Annotated in this window: 13 protein-coding genes; 11 read left to right on the top strand and 2 right to left on the bottom strand. The window is 55.7% G+C overall.

The features are described 5' to 3' along the window. Positions 1–387 precede the first annotated feature (387 nt). On the top strand, positions 388–726 hold the full coding sequence (locus V3C19_RS06365; protein WP_130082802.1) for an RNA-binding protein: 339 nt from the start codon (positions 388–390) through the stop codon (positions 724–726). Between the two features lie 531 nt (positions 727–1,257). On the opposite strand, the gene gltX is transcribed toward V3C19_RS06365, so the two are convergent. Further along, entirely contained in the window at positions 1,258–2,559 is a 1,302-nt protein-coding gene (gene gltX, locus V3C19_RS06370; protein WP_130082800.1) for a glutamate--tRNA ligase, read from the bottom strand. 173 nt (positions 2,560–2,732) lie between these two features. On the opposite strand from gltX, the gene tatC reads away from it, so the two are divergent. From tatC to V3C19_RS06415, 9 genes are all read left to right on the top strand, one after another. After that, positions 2,733–3,881: a twin-arginine translocase subunit TatC gene (gene tatC / locus V3C19_RS06375; protein ID WP_130082798.1), complete on the top strand. Its 1,149-nt coding sequence runs from the start codon at positions 2,733–2,735 to the stop codon at positions 3,879–3,881. Positions 3,882–3,904: 23 nt separating this feature from the next. Continuing rightward, positions 3,905–4,741, top strand: a complete 837-nt coding sequence (locus V3C19_RS06380; protein WP_130082797.1) for an undecaprenyl-diphosphate phosphatase — start codon at positions 3,905–3,907, stop codon at positions 4,739–4,741. Positions 4,742–5,072: 331 nt separating this feature from the next. Further along, on the top strand, positions 5,073–7,361 hold the full coding sequence (locus V3C19_RS06385; RefSeq protein WP_295932742.1) for a VWA domain-containing protein: 2,289 nt from the start codon (positions 5,073–5,075) through the stop codon (positions 7,359–7,361). A 38-nt stretch (positions 7,362–7,399) separates the two neighbouring features. Next, entirely contained in the window at positions 7,400–9,139 is a 1,740-nt protein-coding gene (locus tag V3C19_RS06390; protein ID WP_302389052.1) for a vWA domain-containing protein, read from the top strand. 101 nt (positions 9,140–9,240) lie between these two features. After that, entirely contained in the window at positions 9,241–9,930 is a 690-nt protein-coding gene (locus V3C19_RS06395) for a response regulator transcription factor (protein WP_067573621.1), read from the top strand. Continuing rightward, positions 9,927–12,032, top strand: coding sequence for a HAMP domain-containing sensor histidine kinase (locus tag V3C19_RS06400; RefSeq protein WP_130082793.1), 2,106 nt, complete (start codon positions 9,927–9,929; stop codon positions 12,030–12,032). Before V3C19_RS06395 ends, V3C19_RS06400 begins: the two co-directional genes overlap by 4 nt. Positions 12,033–12,339: 307 nt before the next feature. Next, positions 12,340–14,067: a PA14 domain-containing protein gene (locus V3C19_RS06405; RefSeq protein ID WP_295932736.1), complete on the top strand. Its 1,728-nt coding sequence runs from the start codon at positions 12,340–12,342 to the stop codon at positions 14,065–14,067. After that, positions 14,048–14,524, top strand: a complete 477-nt coding sequence (locus tag V3C19_RS06410) for a hypothetical protein (protein ID WP_238623749.1) — start codon at positions 14,048–14,050, stop codon at positions 14,522–14,524. The genes V3C19_RS06405 and V3C19_RS06410 overlap by 20 nt, the downstream gene beginning before the upstream one ends. 113 nt (positions 14,525–14,637) lie before the next feature. After that, a complete protein-coding gene (locus V3C19_RS06415; RefSeq protein WP_240042115.1) occupies positions 14,638–15,096 on the top strand; it encodes a hypothetical protein in 459 nt (152 codons plus the stop codon). Between the two features lie 69 nt (positions 15,097–15,165). Here the strand turns inward: V3C19_RS06415 and V3C19_RS06420 are convergent, their stop codons facing one another. Further along, positions 15,166–16,107: a hypothetical protein gene (locus V3C19_RS06420; protein ID WP_130082790.1), complete on the bottom strand. Its 942-nt coding sequence runs from the start codon at positions 16,105–16,107 to the stop codon at positions 15,166–15,168. A gap of 129 nt (positions 16,108–16,236) precedes the next feature. Between V3C19_RS06420 and V3C19_RS06425 the strand changes: the two genes are divergently transcribed. After that, positions 16,237–17,070, top strand: a complete 834-nt coding sequence (locus V3C19_RS06425) for a hypothetical protein (RefSeq protein ID WP_302388347.1) — start codon at positions 16,237–16,239, stop codon at positions 17,068–17,070. Positions 17,071–17,072 lie beyond the last annotated feature (2 nt).

Genomic DNA, 17,072 nt, shown 5'->3' on the forward strand with positions numbered 1-17,072 from the left:
GTGTCATTTCTAGGGGGTGCGGGCTTCATGGTCAAGGGTTATATTCCCGCCTTTTCCATTCGGGCAGGAACCTTCCGCTGCTGGCGCGGCAGGAATTTACGGACTGGCGCCATCCACGAAAGACGAGATGGCAGGGAGTTTTTGGAATATGCTTTCGCCGTTTTATCCCTCGTCCGGTGCAGAAGGACGGCTGTCCTCCGGAAATTTGTTGTGGACGCCTGTCGATATAATGTTTAGTTTAACGTAAAATATCCTTGGCTTTTTTTTATTTATAAGATAAAGTTCTCCGGACGGTAGTATTTGTTTTATTCGAAATTTTGATGATTCAGATCCCGGATTTTCGGGAGCGCATTTAAGAGAATTCAGGTCGGCCGTCAACCCCGTAATATGAACACAAAATTATATGTAGGAAATTTGTCCTTTGATGCCACTGAACAAGACTTGAGAGATCTGTTTGGTTCTTATGGTGAAGTGACTGAGCTATTCATGCCAACAGATCGCGACTCTGGAAGACCCAGAGGTTTTGCATTTGTAACCATGGATTCCACCGATTCAATGGGCTCCGCAATTGAAGCCGTGAACGGCCAGGAATTTCAGGGACGAGCCCTGGTTGTCAATGAAGCCAAGCCCCAGGAAAACAGGGGCGGAGGCGGAGGAAACTACCGCAGCAATAACAGCGGCGGCAGGCGTGGCGACAACGGCTATGGCCGCAACCGCCGTTATTAATTAAATGGCAAAGGAAGAGCGTTGATCTCTTCCTTTCATAAGAGCCAGGTTCTTTATGTACCTGGCTCTTATTATTTTATTGAGGCAGGACGGTTCTTCCAGCGGATGGTGGGGGAAACGGGTAAAAGAAAAAGAGAGCAGGGGGGTGTCCTGTGCCTCAGAGGCATGCTGCGCTTATGCCGTAAATGAAGATAAACGGAGCCGAAATGAGGAGGAAAGGAGTAAAGAATAGGAAAACGGAAACCTGGACGGCGATGAATAAAGCCGGGCCGTGTTTTCCCCATGCCTTCAGTCAGGAAAGAAAAAGAGCAGGCGCCTCCTGTACGCGTCCGGAGAGGCGGCTTGCCAAATCATGAAGCTTTCCGCTTACAAATACCGCGCAGGGAATCCTGCACCCGCGGGAAGGGATTTGGACAAACCTCCTTCCTCTCCGCTTCCTCCTGTTCCGAGTTCCGGAGCAATTCAAAAGCAGAATGCCGTTCCTCTGGTGGAGAAACGGCATCCCGATCAAAAGGCTGTAACTGCCCCGGTTCAGTTCAGGGACAAGGCTCGGATTCTTTTCAAGGATTCCTCTTTCCCCAGCAGGGAGAAAACGGAGGACAGGTCCGGACCTCCGCTCAGGCCGGTCAGGGCCACGCGGGCGGGGAACATGACAGCCCCCATCTTGACTCCGTTTTCCTTGGCAAAGGCTTTCAGCACGCCAATGAGTTCATGGCCGTCCCATACCGGTTCCCGTTCCAGCCTGTCCGCCAGTTTGGAGAGCAGTTCCACGGCTTCCGGCTGGACTTTGGCGAGCGCTTCCGGGTCCATGGAAAGATCGAAGAAGAAACGGATTTTATCCGGAACTTCCGCCAGCGTCTGGACTTTCGTCTGCACGGTGGCGATGGCTTCATCCAGAATGCCGGAGTCCGGCAGTCCGGCCTGCAGGCAGAACGGGCGCGCCTTGGCGGCAAATTCTTCCGGCGGCAGGGCGATGATGTGCTGCTGGTTGACCCAGCGGCATTTGGTGATGTCAAACTTGGCGGCGGAGTGGTTGACGGCTTCCAGGGAGAAGCGTTCGATCAGCTCTTGCGGGGAAAAGATTTCCGTGTCGTCCTTCGGGGACCAGCCCAGCAGGGCCAGGAAGTTCATGACGCCTTCCGGCAGGAAGCCCTCCTCCGGGTAGGTGCCCAGGGCCGCCCCCACGTCGCGCTTGGACATTTTGGAGCCGTCCTGGTTCAGGATCAGCGGCATGTGCGCGAACACGGGCGGCGTGACGCCGAACGCCTCAAACAGCTGGATGTGCTTGGGCGTGTTCATGATATGGTCTTCCCCGCGGATGACGTGTGTCATCTTCATTTCAATGTCGTCCACCACGTTGACGAAGTGAAAGATGTAGGAGCCGTCCGCGCGGCGGATGGCCATGTCCGGCGTGTTGGAGGCGTCCCGGTAGTCGATGGTGATGTCGCCGCAGATCATGTCGTGGAACGTAACGGGCTTGGAGCGGTCAAAGCGGAAGCGCCATGCGCCGTCGTCCTCATAGACGCGCCCGGCGTCCTGGAGCTTTTTGAAGTAGGCGTCGTAAATATCGTTGCGCTGGCTCTGGAAATAGGGGCCGCAGTCGCCGCCTTTCATGGGGCCTTCGTCCCAGTCCAGGCCCAGCCATTCCATGCCGGTGAAGATCGCGCGTGTGGCTTCCTCCGTGTTGCGGGCCGTGTCCGTATCCTCAATGCGGAGAATGAAGGTACCCCCCATCTTGCGGGCGAACAACCAGTTGAACAGGGCGGTGCGCGCACCGCCGATGTGGAGATAACCCGTGGGAGAAGGCGCGAATCTTGTTCTGACGTGACTCATGATGCGTTAGAGAGTAAGAGCCTGCCTTCCCGCGTCAAGCAGATACAGGGTTTGCATGCCAAAAAAGGCCTGTGGACGGCCGGAGCGGGAAGGCAGGCGTTTCCCGGATTTTTTTATGGCGTTGTCGGCCTTGCGGCTTGCGCGGCACGGCCTTTTAAGCTTCATTAAACGCCGTGTTCTTTTTAAAGCACATATTCCGGCTGCGGGAAAAATGGCAAATCCAGCGGGATGATGAAGAGAAGCCCTTTCTGGAGCATTTGGACGATTTGCGCACCATGCTGCTGAGGATGGTGTTCTGCCTGGTGGTCAGCATGCTTTTGTGTGCCGGGTTCGCCTCCAATCTGATGGACATTCTGCGCCGCCCCGTCAACCAGGTATGGGACATGTTCGAGGAATCCCACCTGCCCGCCGGAATAGATCTGGACTCCTGGGGAAAGGCCAAGGAAACGGCCACCGCTGCCGTGGGGCTGGACGCCGGCCAGCGCCGGATCCTGTTCCGGGAGGTTTCCCCCCGGCTGGCGGAATTGACGGAAGCCGCCCTGGTTCTCCGGGGAGCGCAAGCCCTGCCGGACGACAGGAAGGAAATTTTTATCAGGGAAGCCAGCCCGGCTCCCGCCGTGCGGGAACTGGCGGAAGCCCTGCACGCCAAGGATGCCGTCCTGACGGACGGAACGGGGCGGGGTGCCCTGAAAATGATGAGCGCCTTCCAGCCGGGTGAAGCGTTCATGCTGACCATCAAGCTTTCCCTGTATGCGGGCGTGGTAATCTCCTTCCCCCTGCTGCTGTACTTCCTGCTCCAGTTCATCATTCCCGGCCTGCTGGAGCATGAGCGCAAGCTTCTGTACAAGTGCATGGCGATCGGGTTCGGGCTATTCCTGGCCGGCACGCTGTTCTGCTACTTTGTGGTACTTCCCAGGGTGCTCACGTTCTTCTACACGTATTCCCTGGAATTCGGCATTTCCAACGAATGGCGCATCGGCTACTACCTGTCCTTCGCCACGCAAATGATTTTAATGTTCGGCCTGGCGTTTGAACTGCCCGTGGTGGTGATGCCTTTCGTAAAGCTGGGCGTGCTGACCTATGACATGATGAAGGCCACGCGCCGCTATGCCATTGTGGCGATAGCCATTCTGGCCGCGATCATCACGCCCACGCCGGACATAGCCACCATGATGCTGATGGCGGTTCCCATGTACGCCCTGTATGAAATCTGCATCATCCTGGCGTGGCTGCATGAGCGCAAGGAAGCCGCCCGCGCCCGCGAAGAAGTGGCGCGCTTTGAAGAAGACTTCAACAACGACAATTCTCCCTACAACTCCTAACCATACATCCAACCATCATTACCATGAATCTTCTGGAAATCATCATTCTGGGCATCGTGGAAGGCCTGACCGAATATCTGCCGGTCAGTTCCACCGGGCACCTGCTTCTGACGGAATCCCTGCTGAACATGTCCCAGAGCAAGGAAGCCCTGGATGCCCTGGCCGTCTGTATTCAGGGGGGCGCCATTCTGGCGGTGCTGAGCCTGTACTACCCGCGCGTGAAGACGATGGTGGAAGGAGTCCGCGGCACGAATCCCGCCGGATTCAAGCTTCTGGTCAATTTGATTCTCGCCTTTCTGCCTGCCGCCGTGGTGGGGTTGTGCTGCGCCTCCCTGATCAAGGAATACCTGTTCAACACGTACACGGTGGCGTACTCGTGGATCGTGGGCGGCGGCGTGATTCTGGCCTACTGCGCCTGGCGCGCCAGGCAGGGAAAGAGCAATGAAGGCAGCAAGGGGGATTCCATTGAAACCCTGACGCCGGGCAAGGCCCTGACCGTAGGCGTGCTCCAGTGCGTGGCGATGGTTCCCGGCACCAGCCGGAGCCTGATGACCATGCTGGGAGGCATGTTCGTGGGGCTGAGCGTGGAAGCCGCCGTGGAATTCAGCTTCCTGCTGGGGCTGATCACGCTGGGGGCGGCCACGGTGCATGATGCGTACAAGGACGGGGCCCTGATGCTGGAAGCCTTCGGCTGGGAGGCCCTGGCCGTCGGAACGGCAGTGAGCTGGTTCTCCGCATGGCTGGCCGTGAAGTGGATGGTCTCCTACCTTCAGAAACACAGCTTTGCGGTGTTTGGCTGGTACCGCATCGCCATAGGCATCGTGACTCTGGCGCTGCTGTCCCGGGGACTGGTGCATTGAACCTTTGGTTTTTCTTCCGGAGGGGGAGAAAAAGACTCCCTCTTCACGGAAGAAGCCGTAAGCCTTCCATTCCCGGCAGAGGCTTCCGCGGCGAATTCCTGGCGCTGCAATCCTTTTCATTTCGGCTCATATCAGATGAATGGCGCCTTTGCGAGTACTTCATAAGACATTCGCATGATTGAAATTGCGCAATTGATTGCAAACAGGGATGCTGAACGTCATCCATGGATGGAAGGCGTTTTTCAACGGAAATTCCGGAGGATGATGCATCTTTCCGCAAATGTAACCTGATTGTAACACACGGCATCTTTTCTTATGGCATCATGAGGGCATGAAACTGATGCCGTGCTTGATTGCCGTAGTGGCGGGATTGGCCGGGCTGGGACATTCCCAGACACCTGACGGAGACATTGACGGCCGGAGCATCGTCCTGCCGCAGCGGCGGGTGATCCCGCCCGTCAACAGGACCGTGCGCCAGCCCGTCACTCTGGAAAAGGTGAACGCCCTTGTCCGCGTCAACGGACGCAGCGCACAGACCACCCTGGAACTGAGCGTGCATAATGGCGGAAACGTTCCCACGGAGGCGGAACTTGTTCTTCCCGTTCCGGAAGGAGTCGTGGTCAAAGGGTTTTATTACGGAGACGGAAAGGCGTGCTGGCAGGCTTCCCTGATGCCCGCCGACGAAGCGCGCCGCCTGTATGACCGCATTGTGGCGCGCAGGCTGGATCCGGCCCTGCTGGAATTCGCCGGATTCGGCGCCATTCGCTCCAGCGTATTCCCCGTTCCCGCCAAGTCTTCCGTGAAGCTGGGCGTGGTGTATGAACAATTGCTGACTCCGGTGGACGGACGCCTGGATTACGTGCTCCCCCGGACGGAAGCGCTTTCCGGCCATGCGGCATGGTCCATGCGGGTGGAAATCTCCCCCGGAACTGAAGGCATCGGGAATGTGTTCACGCCCTCCCATCCGATGGAACGCCATCGGCTGAAAGATGAAACCCTCGTGCTCACCCTGGCGGAGGAGAAGATGAGCCCGGGGCCTTTCCGCCTGTCATGGATGGAATCCGCCGCCAAAAAGGGGGAAGCCTTTTACGGCCCCGACATCAGCGTCTATGCGGCTCCGGATGCGGAAAACGGCAGGAACGGCTATTTTCTGGCCATGATCGGAAAGGATAGTCCGGGGAATGAAAAGCAAATCCGCCGGGAGCTTACCCTGGTGCTGGACAGGTCCGGAAGCATGCGCGGGGAAAAGCTCGCCAGCATGAAGGAAGCGGCCAAGCAGATCATTTCCGGTTTGAATCCCGGGGAACGTTTCAATATCATCACTTATAACGAAGGCGTGAATCTGTTTGAGGCGGCTCCCGTGGAAAAGAACGCCGCTACGGAAAAAGCGGCGCACGCGTGGCTGGATGCCGTGGTGGCGCGCGGCGGCACGAACATTCATGAAGCTCTGGCGACGGCGCTGGCCCAGTCCTCCCGCGAAGGGATGCTGCCGGTCGTGCTGTTTTTGACGGACGGCCTGCCGACCATCGGCCGGACTTCAGAGAAATCCATTGCCTCCCTGGCCGGAGAGGGCAACAGGGAAGGACGGCGCATTTTCACCATCGGAGTGGGGGAGGACGTAAACGCCCCCCTTCTGAGGCGCATGGCGGAAATTTCCGGCGGGTTGCCCTCCTACGTGCTTTCCGGAGAAAACCTGGAACTCAAGCTGGCGCAGGTATTCCGCCAGTTGTACGGTCCGGTGTTCCGGAACGTGCGCTATTCCGTCTGCTCCCTGGACGGCAGGGAACAGCCGGGAAGGGTGCAGGATGCCATTCCTTCCGGGCGGCTGCCGGACATCTATTCCGGAGCGCCTGCCGTTTTGGCCGGCAGGTATGTGGGCACGTCTCCTTTTCTGCTGAAAGGGACCTGTCTGGACCGGAGCAACAGGGAACAGTCGTTTTCCGTAGTGGTGGAGCCGGAACGGATTTCCAGCGTGAAAGATGACTTTACGGCCAGAATGTGGGCGGCGCGCAAAATAGGCAGCCTGGAAACCGCCCTGATGGACATGGGAGCGGACCCCGCCCATACGGGAGTGCTGGGAAATGATCCCCGGACCCGGGAACTGGTTGAGGAAATCATGCAGCTTTCCCGGGATTTCGGAATACTGAGTTCGGCGGCCTCCTTCTTTGCGGACGACGGCAGTTCCGCTCCGTGGCGGGGAGAATCTGTCTCCCCCTCGTCCTCCAGGTTCCGGGATTATGGACGGGTGATGCAGGAATCGCGCGAAGGGCTGGGTTCCATCGCCCTGCAGAGAAATGCCGTGGAAAAAAAGAGGGAATTGTCCGTCAACAAATTCAACCGCCAGATGGACAAGCACGGGCGTTCCGTTTCCTTTGAAGGAACGGCCCAGATCGCCCAGAACGGTTATTTCAACCAGAACGGAGTATGGATGGAAAATACGGTCCTGCGCACTCCGGACAAGGAAAGTCCCGTCCGTACCGTGCAAGTGGGTACGCCGGAATACGCCGCCGTGGCGGACAAGCTGATCAGCACGAACCGCCAGGGGCTTCTGGCCCTGGACGGCTCCGTCATGATCCGCCTGGACGGGGAAACCGTGCTGATGCAGAACTCGTTCCCGTAATCCTTTCAACTATACATCTAACAACAAACACACCAATCATGATGAACCATGCTGTCAAATACTCGCTGGCTTTGCTGGGCTCCGGAGCGCTTTGCGCCTCTGCTGAATCAAAGACTGAACAGCCGGAAAACGTTCCACCTCCGGAACAGGAGGCCGGAACCGGGGCGCTGCCTGCACCTGACTTGAGGTCGATTTCCTTCATGGGAGCGGGAACAGAGAAGAGCGACGCTGAAAAACGGAAAATACATGCCGCAATAGCACGTACGGAAGATCGGAAACTTCGCCGTGAACCTCGTGAAATTCCGGGCATTGCCATTTCAAAGTCCCGTCCGGACAGCCCGGAAGCAGGGAACATTGTTCTCACCATAAGCCAGGTTCCCTCCGGTCCGGACCGGCAGTCAATTCCTCCGGCTTCACTTGCCACCAGCAACGCTTCCGGCCATGATGGAGCGGAAAAGGCGTCCTATTCCATCATTACGGCGGCAGACTCTGAAAAGGCGGGAGAATTCACGATAACCATCTCCCCGAAAATGGATGATGGAGAAACGCGCAGCAAGGAATCCCATTCCGCCGTTGCGAACCCGGAAAAAGAAGTCGGGACAGCCCCGCAGCCAAAAAACAATGGAAAGGCCCCTGGCCAGGCCGCCGCGGAAAAGGACGACCGCGCCGTGATTCAGATAGCCCTTCTTCTGGACACTTCCGGCAGCATGCAGGGGCTGATCAATCAGGCCCGCACGTATCTGTGGAAGGTTGTCAACGACATGACGCTGGCGCGCCAGAACGGCAAACTGCCTGCCATCCAGATCGCCCTGTACGAGTACGGGAGCGGCAGACTGTCCTCCAAAGATGCGTGGGTTCGCCAGGTGCTCCCTTTTACGGACGATTTGGACAAGGTGTCCGATGAACTGTTCAAGTTGAAGACCGGAGGCAGTGAAGAATACTGCGGCGCCGTGATGGACCGGGCCCTGAAGGAATTGAAATGGAATACGGAGAATCCCGACGCCCTGAAGCTGATCTTCATTGCGGGCAACGAACCCTTCAACCAGGGCAATGTACCCTATGCCCCCGTGATTGCCCGCGGACTGGAACGCGGCATTACCGTGAACACCATTTACTGCGGAAGCGCGGGAGACGGCGATTCCGTGCTTTGGAAGGACGGAGCCAGAAAGGGGGACGGCAGTTTCCTCAATATTGACCACAACGCCGCTCCTCCCGAACCGGAAACCCCCTATGACGAGGAACTTGCCACATTGAACGTTTCCCTGAACGGAACTTATCTGGCGTATGGCTCCCAGGAAGTGCGGGCGGAAAAACTGGAAAGACAGGCCCGGCAGGACAAATTGACGGAGGCCGCTTCCCCCGCCGCTGCCGCCGGACGGATCGCGGCTAAAGCCAACAAGGCGGCTTACCGCAACACTTCCTGGGACCTGGTGGACCTTTATGAAGAACAGGGCTCCCGGGCTGTGGAAGAATTGGGCAACACCGGAATTCTCCCGGAAGAGTTGAAGGGAAAGAGCGCGAAGGAGGTTGAAGCGGCCGTGAAGGAGAAGGCGGAGGAACGGGCCCGGCTGCAGAAGAAAATTGCCGAGGTGGGCAGGCAGCGGGATACGTGGCTGAACAAATGGAAAGCGGAGCAGAGCGCTTCCGGCGGAGGCAAGGAGAATACGCTGGACGACGCCATCATCCAGGCCGTGCGCCGGCAGGCCGGCAGGAAGAAATTCTCCTTTGTGGAGGAGAACGTGCCATATGAAAATTCCCCTATGAATAAAGAGCAGTAATGAGTGCGCCTGCGGGGTCTCCGGTCTTCCGGCGGCCCCGCAGGAATGCTCCGGCTGAAAAAACTTTTATTCCGTACTTCATTTCCTATACTTGTTTTCCCATGCACCGCTACCGCATTCTGGTCGTAGAAGACGATCACGCCATCAGAAACGGGCTTACGGACGCTCTGACGGTGTCCGGTTACGACGTGCTGCCCGTCAAGGACGGCTATGATGCCCTGAACGTGATCCACGCGGAGGATTACGACCTGGCGCTGCTGGATGTGGTTCTGCCCGGGGCAAGCGGTTTTGACCTGCTCAGGCTCATCCGGGAAGACCGGGCTACCGTTCCCATTCTGATGCTGACCGCCAAGGGGGCGGAAGCGGACAAGGTGCGCGGGCTGAAGCTGGGAGCGGACGATTATGTGGTGAAGCCGTTCAGTCTGCTGGAAGTGCTCGCCCGGATAGAGGCGGTGCTGAGACGCTCCCCGGAAAGGCCCCGGACGCTGGACAGGGTGGGGCTGCCGGAGGGATACCTGGATTTTCCCACCCGCTCCCTGGTGCTGGGAGAGGAGCGGATTGTGCTGACGACTAAGGAATTTGACCTGGCCCGCCATCTGGCCGCCAATGCCGGCAGAATCATCACGCGGGAGGAAATCCTGACCAGGGTATGGAAAATGGACCCCCGCCTGGTGGAAACGCGCAGCATTGACACCACCATCGCCCGGCTCCGGGAAAAAATGGGGAAAAGGAATGCCGCCGTCATCCGCACCTTGCGGGGGCAGGGATACGTCTGGGAGGAAACCGCATGATCAGCCGTTTTTCCTTTCATTTCCTGCTTTGGTCCTGCCTGCTGATTCTGGTGGGGGTCATGGGGTGGCTGAGCCATTCCATGCTGAATGCGGAAAAGAGGAGGCTGGCGGAGACGCACCAGATCCGCCTGGTGGAGCAGAGCCGCCTGGCCCTGTGGCGCATGGATTCCCTGCTGGCCGCCATGATTGCCGCGGAGAACAACAGGTCTCCCGGAGAATATTTTCTTCAAAGCGACGGAACGAGAGACTCCGGCAGGAAGGATGCTTCCGTGCCGGATTTGTCGGAATTTGCCAAGCTATACTTTCAAATAGACCCGTCGGGGAATGTCTCTTCTCCCCAGACGGGGCCGGGAAGCGTGGTCCATGTAAACCAGTTGAACCGTTCCGGCATGGTGCGCCTGTTGCTGGGGACCGTGAAAAAACAGCCTGTTCCGGCGCCTGTTCCACGGAAAAAAGAGGAAAAAACGGAGCATGTGGTCGTTTCCAGATCAGTCCATCCCGACAGAATGCAGGCGGAACAGAAGGCGTCCGTAGAAAGGAGTCAGAAGCAGGTGGCCTTTTCCCCCGTTCAGCAGGAAGCCGGGCAGCAGGAACTTGCCGTGGACAGCCAGAAGGCGTTCCAGCAGGGCATTGAGGACTACAACATGCGCAAAAACCTCTCCAACAGCCAGGCGGTGGAATACAACATCACGGTGGAGAAAAAAGTCGGGGAGCTGGCCAGGGGAAAGGGAAAATCCCCATTCAGGGGCGGTACGGTTACGGCACAGGACAAGGCCACGCCGGAAGGATTGCCCCTGGCTTCAAAAAAAAGGCAGGAAGTTAAAAGTTCCGCAATCGGGGGCAGCTTTTCTAAGGAGAATGGGTTGTTGCATTTCGGCAAAGTGGGGGGCATGCGGGATGAATTCGGGGAACAGGAAGCAGGCAGGGAAGCGTTTTCAGCAGTGCAGGATAATGCCGGGGAACTTTTTCCGGAAAGCCTGAAGGAAAAGGGAAAGGAAGAGATGTATATGGAACTCTTCAAGGCTCCGGGGAGCTACAAGGAACTCTCCATTTCCTCTCTCCAGCCCCAGTGGAGTCAGGATGCGGAATGTTTCCTGACGCGCCGCGTCTCCGACCACGGGCAGGTATGGGTACAAGGTATCTGGCTGGATTGGGACAAACTGTCCGGCTATCTTTTGAAATCCGTAGCGGATATTCTGCCGGAAGCCACTCTGGAGCCTGCCGGCGAGGGGGAGGAAAGTTATTTGACGCTCGCGGGCATACCGGCCATGCTGAATCCCGGAGGCCTGCCCGACATGGCTGGGAATTCCCTGCGCACGGTCTGGAAATCCATTGCCATGGCGTGGTTCTGCGGCATTCTGGCGCTGTGCGGCGTCATTGGCTTCATGGTCGGCATCATCCGCTTGAGCGAACGGAGGGCCGTATTCGTCTCCGCCGTGACGCATGAACTGAGGACTCCCCTGACCACCTTCAACATGTACACGGAAATGCTTTCCTCCGGTCTGGTCCCCAAGGGCAGGGAAATGGCGTACGTGGACATTCTGAAGGAAGAGGCATCCAGGCTGACGCATTTGGTGGACAATGTGCTGAGCTATGCGCGCGTAGAAAAAAACTCCGTAACCCTCCGGCCGGAAAGAATCTCCGTTCCGGCCCTGGCCACTTCCGTCATTGCCCGCATTTCTCCCCGTCTGGCGGCTTCCGGCATGGATTCCCAGCTCTTCATAGCGCCGGAACTCCAGTCGGAATCTGTCATGGCGGACATGACTGCCGTGGAACAGATCGTGTACAATCTGGCGGACAATGCCGCCAAATACGCCCGGTTTGACGGAAGCATCCTGAAACTGAAGCTGACCCGGGAAAAACGGTTCCTGGTGATCCGGGTGGAGGACGGGGGGAAAGGCATTTCCGAATCCCTGCGGAGGAAATTATTCCGTCCCTTTTCCCGGTCTGCGGAGGAAGCGGCCGGAAAACAGCCTGGCGTGGGGCTGGGCCTGGCCCTGTCCCGTGAACTGGCCCGAGGCATGGGAGGAGAACTGTGGCTGGAAGAAAGTTCCGGAAACGGAAGCCGTTTTGCCCTCAAGCTGCCGCTTGTCAGGGACTGACCGTCAATCTTCATTCAGAGATGGAAAACCTGGCAGCACCTGCTTCATTGAGGATCTGGAAAGCGGTTTTGGTGCAAACAGGGTCATTCAACCAAGGGCTTGAATGAGGTATATTCTTGTAAAATATCCTCCATGGGAACTCTATCGGTTAATTGATTTTGGTGAAATTCCCCTACCGGAATGTAGTGGAGCATTTATTGCTTTTTGAAACTCTCTCATCACGAAGAGGCGTGTTGTTGTTCCGGGAATTTTCCATAGTTCCTAATGAATTAAATGTTTAGTTCATTAACAATAAACTATTAAGAAAATGAATGATTACATTCCTCTAAACAAGGCTGTTGGCCCGAAGGTCATTTGCGACGGTTATCAAGCCCTTATCCCACAGAAGCTCGGAGTCGAGGCGCTGACTTTCAACTTTGACGGTTCGGAGTGCGAGCACGCCACTTGTTCTAGTGCTCCGGAAATGTTCATTAAGGTCGAAGAGGACGCCCTGCATTATTTCGGCGTGGAAGCCGACGACACGGGTATCCTTTTTATTGCCGGCGAAGAAATCTGTGAGAAAAACGGAGAAAAGCCCAACGGCAAGCTAAATATTGAAAAGGTTGAGAGATACTTGAAAGCTGGTTATTACAAGGTGGCTTTGAAATATTCCAACAACGCCTACGATCCCTCCAGCAACAACGCTATTGCCTTCAATGTCACCATGGACAAGGAGCCTATTCTTGATGGAAAGTATGAAGGGGACTCGACAATGAATCGTGAATTTTCTCCTTCTCCCAAAATCAAGCTGTGGACGATTGAAAAGGAATCCACCATCACCTGTGAAGAGTCCAAGAAAGTTGAAGTAACGCTCGAAGAACCTGAACCTGTTATCCAAAGAGGTATTGGCGCTTGCAAAACGAAAGCCATCATGCCTCAAATCATCATAACGGCTTGCAAGGATGAAGTGCTTGATCGATGGAACGCGCGTGTCCAACAAGTGTCCGCAGGCAGCACGATTCTTATACTCACGGGAACTTACACAGACGCCATTGAAAACCCTCCCGTTACTGAAGATGAAGCTGTCGAAGCAGTCGACGAAATGAACGGTTATCAAGCTCGTGGAAGAGTTGGAAGATGGCACACTATGCAAGCTTCCCTCGCTCACGAAAAACACCATCGCCGAGAACTTAACGACGCCTTCAAATTCTACTGGGACAATTTGAGAATACAGGATTCAATCGAATTACAACATGTTTCGTGTGAAAAATTCCCGAAAATGGATGATGCCTTGAATGAAATGAGGAAGTTCGTTCGTAGTTGGACAGCCACCTACATGACGGCTGTTAAGAAATATGTCGAATTGTTACCAGATAAAGAAAATACTCGTCCCTACTGCGCCGGACAAAAAGTTCTGAATGAGGCGACTCTCCAAATTATCAACCAAGCGAAAGCCAACGGATGGAGCAAGGTACCCGATCAGGTCACGGAGCCGGGAACCATCGAGCCGCCCTGTTTCCTGCCTCCGGTCAACAAGGAGAAATCCCGGAGCATGGCCGTTGCGGAACAACCGACACCCTTGACCCTCTCCATTGCGGACACTTCGAAGTTCAGGGAAGGCAGGATTATGGTCTGCTTCCGCAACGAGGGTAATCAGCCTGTCCGGATTCTGGATGAAATCAATGACGGAACGGCTGATTATTTCTTCCTGACAGTATTGAGGACGGAACAGGGAGATGCCCGTATTCTGAATGCCGAACTGGGGAAAATGACTTTCCAGCGGCCCTTGAACTACCGGGAGCTTGCTCCCGCCAGGAATACAACGTCACGATTCCGGTATGCCTGGATAAAGTTGAGCTCGAAGACTGGAAACAATGTTCTTGTGAACTGGAAACGAGCTACTATAATCAGCAAGGTAAGAATTGTCTCTTGGGGGTTCTTCAGGCGACGACCAAACTCGCGCTGTGATGAAAAAAATCTTTCTATTTTTTGGAATTGTATTGAACCTGTCCCTCCATGCTATTGCATGGGGGGACATGGCCGACAATGGGGTTGAATGCTCCGTGGTGATGGAAAAAACCCGGTTTGATGTGAGGGAGGCTTTCCCGGACTTCAAGCTGGTGTTCACCAACAAGGGCGAAAAAATCGTGCGCCTTTTCGACGATTTCTATCCCCTGAAGGATGACGGGCCGAATATCCACATCGAAATATGGCGCAAGGCAAATGGGGAGAGAAAAGGTCCTCTAGCCTGGTACAGTCCCATGTATAAAATCGAACGGGTAGGGGCCTTGATGCGCTTCATTACGTTGAAGCCGGGAGAAAAGTATGAAGTGCCCGTCAAGGAAGCTTACCTGTTGCTGGTGTATCTTGAACATCTTCGCAATCGCGAGAGCTATGAATTGGAAGTAAGATTCCATGATGGATATGGAGAATCCGGTGTTCAGACGGATTATGTAGGGAAAGCAGATTTTGAGACGGTGAGCCGGGCCCCAAAAGGAGTTTATTCTCCATAGTCGTTTCATAGGAATCTCTGGATAACATTCAAACTCGTGCTGTGATGAAAAAAATCTTCCTATATTTTGGAATTCTAACAAGCCTATTCCTCCATGCTGCAGCATGGGGGGACATGGCCGACAACGGAGTGGAATGCACCATCAAGATGGAAAAAACTTTCTTTGACGTAAGAGACAGGTTGAGGGATTTTACACTCGTTTTTACCAATAAGGGAAAAAAGTCTGTTCGTCTTTATGATGACTTTTATCCTGAGCCAACCTTAGGTCCGCGTATCAAGATAGAACTTTGGAGTTGGCAAACAGGAAAAAAGAAAAAATTAGTTGGTTCGTATATAGGCGCTTATCATGTTAACAAGATGTTTCAGAACATCCGTTTTATTACCTTGAAGGCCGGAGATAAACATGAAGTACCCATTAAGGACGTTTACTTGCTGGTGAACTTTATCCCTGAAACGCTGCGTTTGTCCAAGGGGGAAATCTACTTGCTGGAAGTGGAGTTTGTAGATGAACGCGCAGAACCGGGAGTCCGAAGGGTGTACAAGGGAACGACAACGTTGGTCACTAAACCTTAATGACGATTGAAAAATCCCCGGTTCCTGATTGCCGAAACCGGGGGATGGTATTTTATTCAGTTGGTGCCGTTATCTTCTGGACGGGACAGCGTGTGACGGCCTACCGCCGGATGGAGAAGGGCGCGATGGCGCCGCGGACGGAGGTGAAGAAGGTCTGGAAGGCGCACTGGCGGAGGGAGGGGGAGAGGACGGTCTGGAAGGGGAAGGACTGCTGGGCCTGCTCATGCCGGAATTGCCGGGCCTTGGACCGCTGGGTCTGATCTGAGGGGAAGACGGGCGGCTTGGCCGGCTGGCTTCCGGTCTGTTTATTCCAGGACGGTTATTGCCCGGGTTGACGGCTCCGGGGCGGTGGGAACTGCCGCCGGGCCTGTTGATTTCCGGCCGATTGCTCGGTCTGCCAGGTTGAATTCCCGGTCTATTGTCTCCGGGACGATTGACCCCCGGGCGATTATGGCTTCCGCCGGGATTTACCGCCGGGGGACGGGAAGGGGAACCGGGCCTATTGATTTCCGGCCGATGGTTGGGCCTGCCGGGCTGAAACCCCGGTCTGTTGTCTCCGGGACGATTGATCCCCGGGCGATTATGGCTTCCGCCGGGATTTACTACCGGGGGACGGGAAGGAGGGCCGGGCCGATGGTTCGGACGGAAATGGTCAGGCCTGTACTGGGGCTTCATGGGCGGTCTTGCCATGGGGCGGCAGTAGTGGGGGCGGATGTAATGGCCCCGGTAATAGGGAGCCGGCCCCCACGTGGGGATGTAGTAATTGGGCCGGATCAGGTTGATGGAATAAATGGGGCTGCCAAACGTGTCATAGGCATAAATGGGCCTGCCGCCATAATAGCCGTAAATGGGGTAGCCGGAGCTGTCATACATGTAGGAAACGCTGGAGCCGCCGCTGCTGTAGGAGCCCGCCACGCTAAAATTGTCGTAGTAAGGATCATAGCAACTGGACAGGGCGCAGCCTATGGCCGCGGCCAGCATGGAGTTTTTCAGGATGTCGTATGCTTTCATGATGTTAAATTCTTTCAGGGTTTGTCTCCCTTTACATGAAAAGCGCTGAAAGAAATGCACATTTGTTTAAAATATTTTTGCTTGGAACGCGGCTTCCTTTTGTCTTAGACTGCAAAAACGTTCTACGCGATGGGAATTCTCTTTCAAGATAAAAAAATAGGCCTTGCCCTTTTGTGCGACAATGCGCCCTATACGCTTGCCATGACACTGGCGTCTTATGAGCGGACCGGATTGCTGGATTATCTGGATGCCGCATGCGTCGTTTATCCGGAAGGGGCGGACAAAGTGGAACATACGGCCCGCGTCTGCGGTATTCCCGCCGCGCCCTCCAGTATGGAGGGCGGATTCATCGGCGCCCTGGCTACGGCTGTCGCCTCGCTGGACACGGATTATGTGCTGCTGGCGGAGGACGACTGCATGGTATGGGAGCATCTGCGCGGGGAGATGCTGGAAAAGCAACTCAAAAAGGCGCTGGACCTTCTGGTCTCCGGCCAGGCGGACATGGTGAGGCTGCGGCATGCCTGGCGCGGGAGCACCCGCTATAAGGCTGCCTATACATATTCCTATTTTTATCCCGTGGAGCAACTGGCCACTCTGTGGATGCATGCGGAAGGCCTGTCCGAGGCTCCGGACTGGGTCAAGAGCATGCGCCGTTTCTTCCATCCCGTCCGTTCCAAGCGTTCCATCGGCCGCTGCGTTTATGTGGAACAGAACCCCCATCTGCGTTTTCCCCAGTACATCAGGAAGATTGAAGGGGGCTATATCATTGACAGCGAGGTTTTCGAATGGACCAACCAGCCCACGCTCATTGCCCGTTCCAGAATGAGGCAGATACTGGCGGGGCTCACACAGGTACGGGAAAACATCGGCAAGCTTCCCCAGGACTTTGAAAATGCCGTCAACAACCCCCGCTGGCGAGACGCCCATATGAATATAGGCGTCCTACGGGGCATTTTTACTTAAGG

The organism is Akkermansia sp. AE01SA01, assembly GCF_036417395.1.
Taxonomy (GTDB): domain Bacteria; phylum Verrucomicrobiota; class Verrucomicrobiia; order Verrucomicrobiales; family Akkermansiaceae; genus Akkermansia.

Coding starts and splice junctions, on each gene's coding strand:
- gltX (WP_130082800.1), bottom strand. CDS start 2,559: ATGAGTCACGTCAGAACAAGATTCGCGCCTTCTCCCACGGGTTATCTC.
- V3C19_RS06410 (WP_238623749.1), top strand. CDS start 14,048: ATGGCCGACAATGGGGTTGAATGCTCCGTGGTGATGGAAAAAACCCGG.
- V3C19_RS06395 (WP_067573621.1), top strand. CDS start 9,241: ATGCACCGCTACCGCATTCTGGTCGTAGAAGACGATCACGCCATCAGA.
- V3C19_RS06385 (WP_295932742.1), top strand. CDS start 5,073: ATGAAACTGATGCCGTGCTTGATTGCCGTAGTGGCGGGATTGGCCGGG.
- V3C19_RS06405 (WP_295932736.1), top strand. CDS start 12,340: ATGAATGATTACATTCCTCTAAACAAGGCTGTTGGCCCGAAGGTCATT.
- V3C19_RS06425 (WP_302388347.1), top strand. CDS start 16,237: ATGGGAATTCTCTTTCAAGATAAAAAAATAGGCCTTGCCCTTTTGTGC.
- V3C19_RS06365 (WP_130082802.1), top strand. CDS start 388: ATGAACACAAAATTATATGTAGGAAATTTGTCCTTTGATGCCACTGAA.
- V3C19_RS06380 (WP_130082797.1), top strand. CDS start 3,905: ATGAATCTTCTGGAAATCATCATTCTGGGCATCGTGGAAGGCCTGACC.
- V3C19_RS06390 (WP_302389052.1), top strand. CDS start 7,400: ATGATGAACCATGCTGTCAAATACTCGCTGGCTTTGCTGGGCTCCGGA.
- V3C19_RS06400 (WP_130082793.1), top strand. CDS start 9,927: ATGATCAGCCGTTTTTCCTTTCATTTCCTGCTTTGGTCCTGCCTGCTG.
- V3C19_RS06420 (WP_130082790.1), bottom strand. CDS start 16,107: ATGAAAGCATACGACATCCTGAAAAACTCCATGCTGGCCGCGGCCATA.
- V3C19_RS06415 (WP_240042115.1), top strand. CDS start 14,638: ATGGCCGACAACGGAGTGGAATGCACCATCAAGATGGAAAAAACTTTC.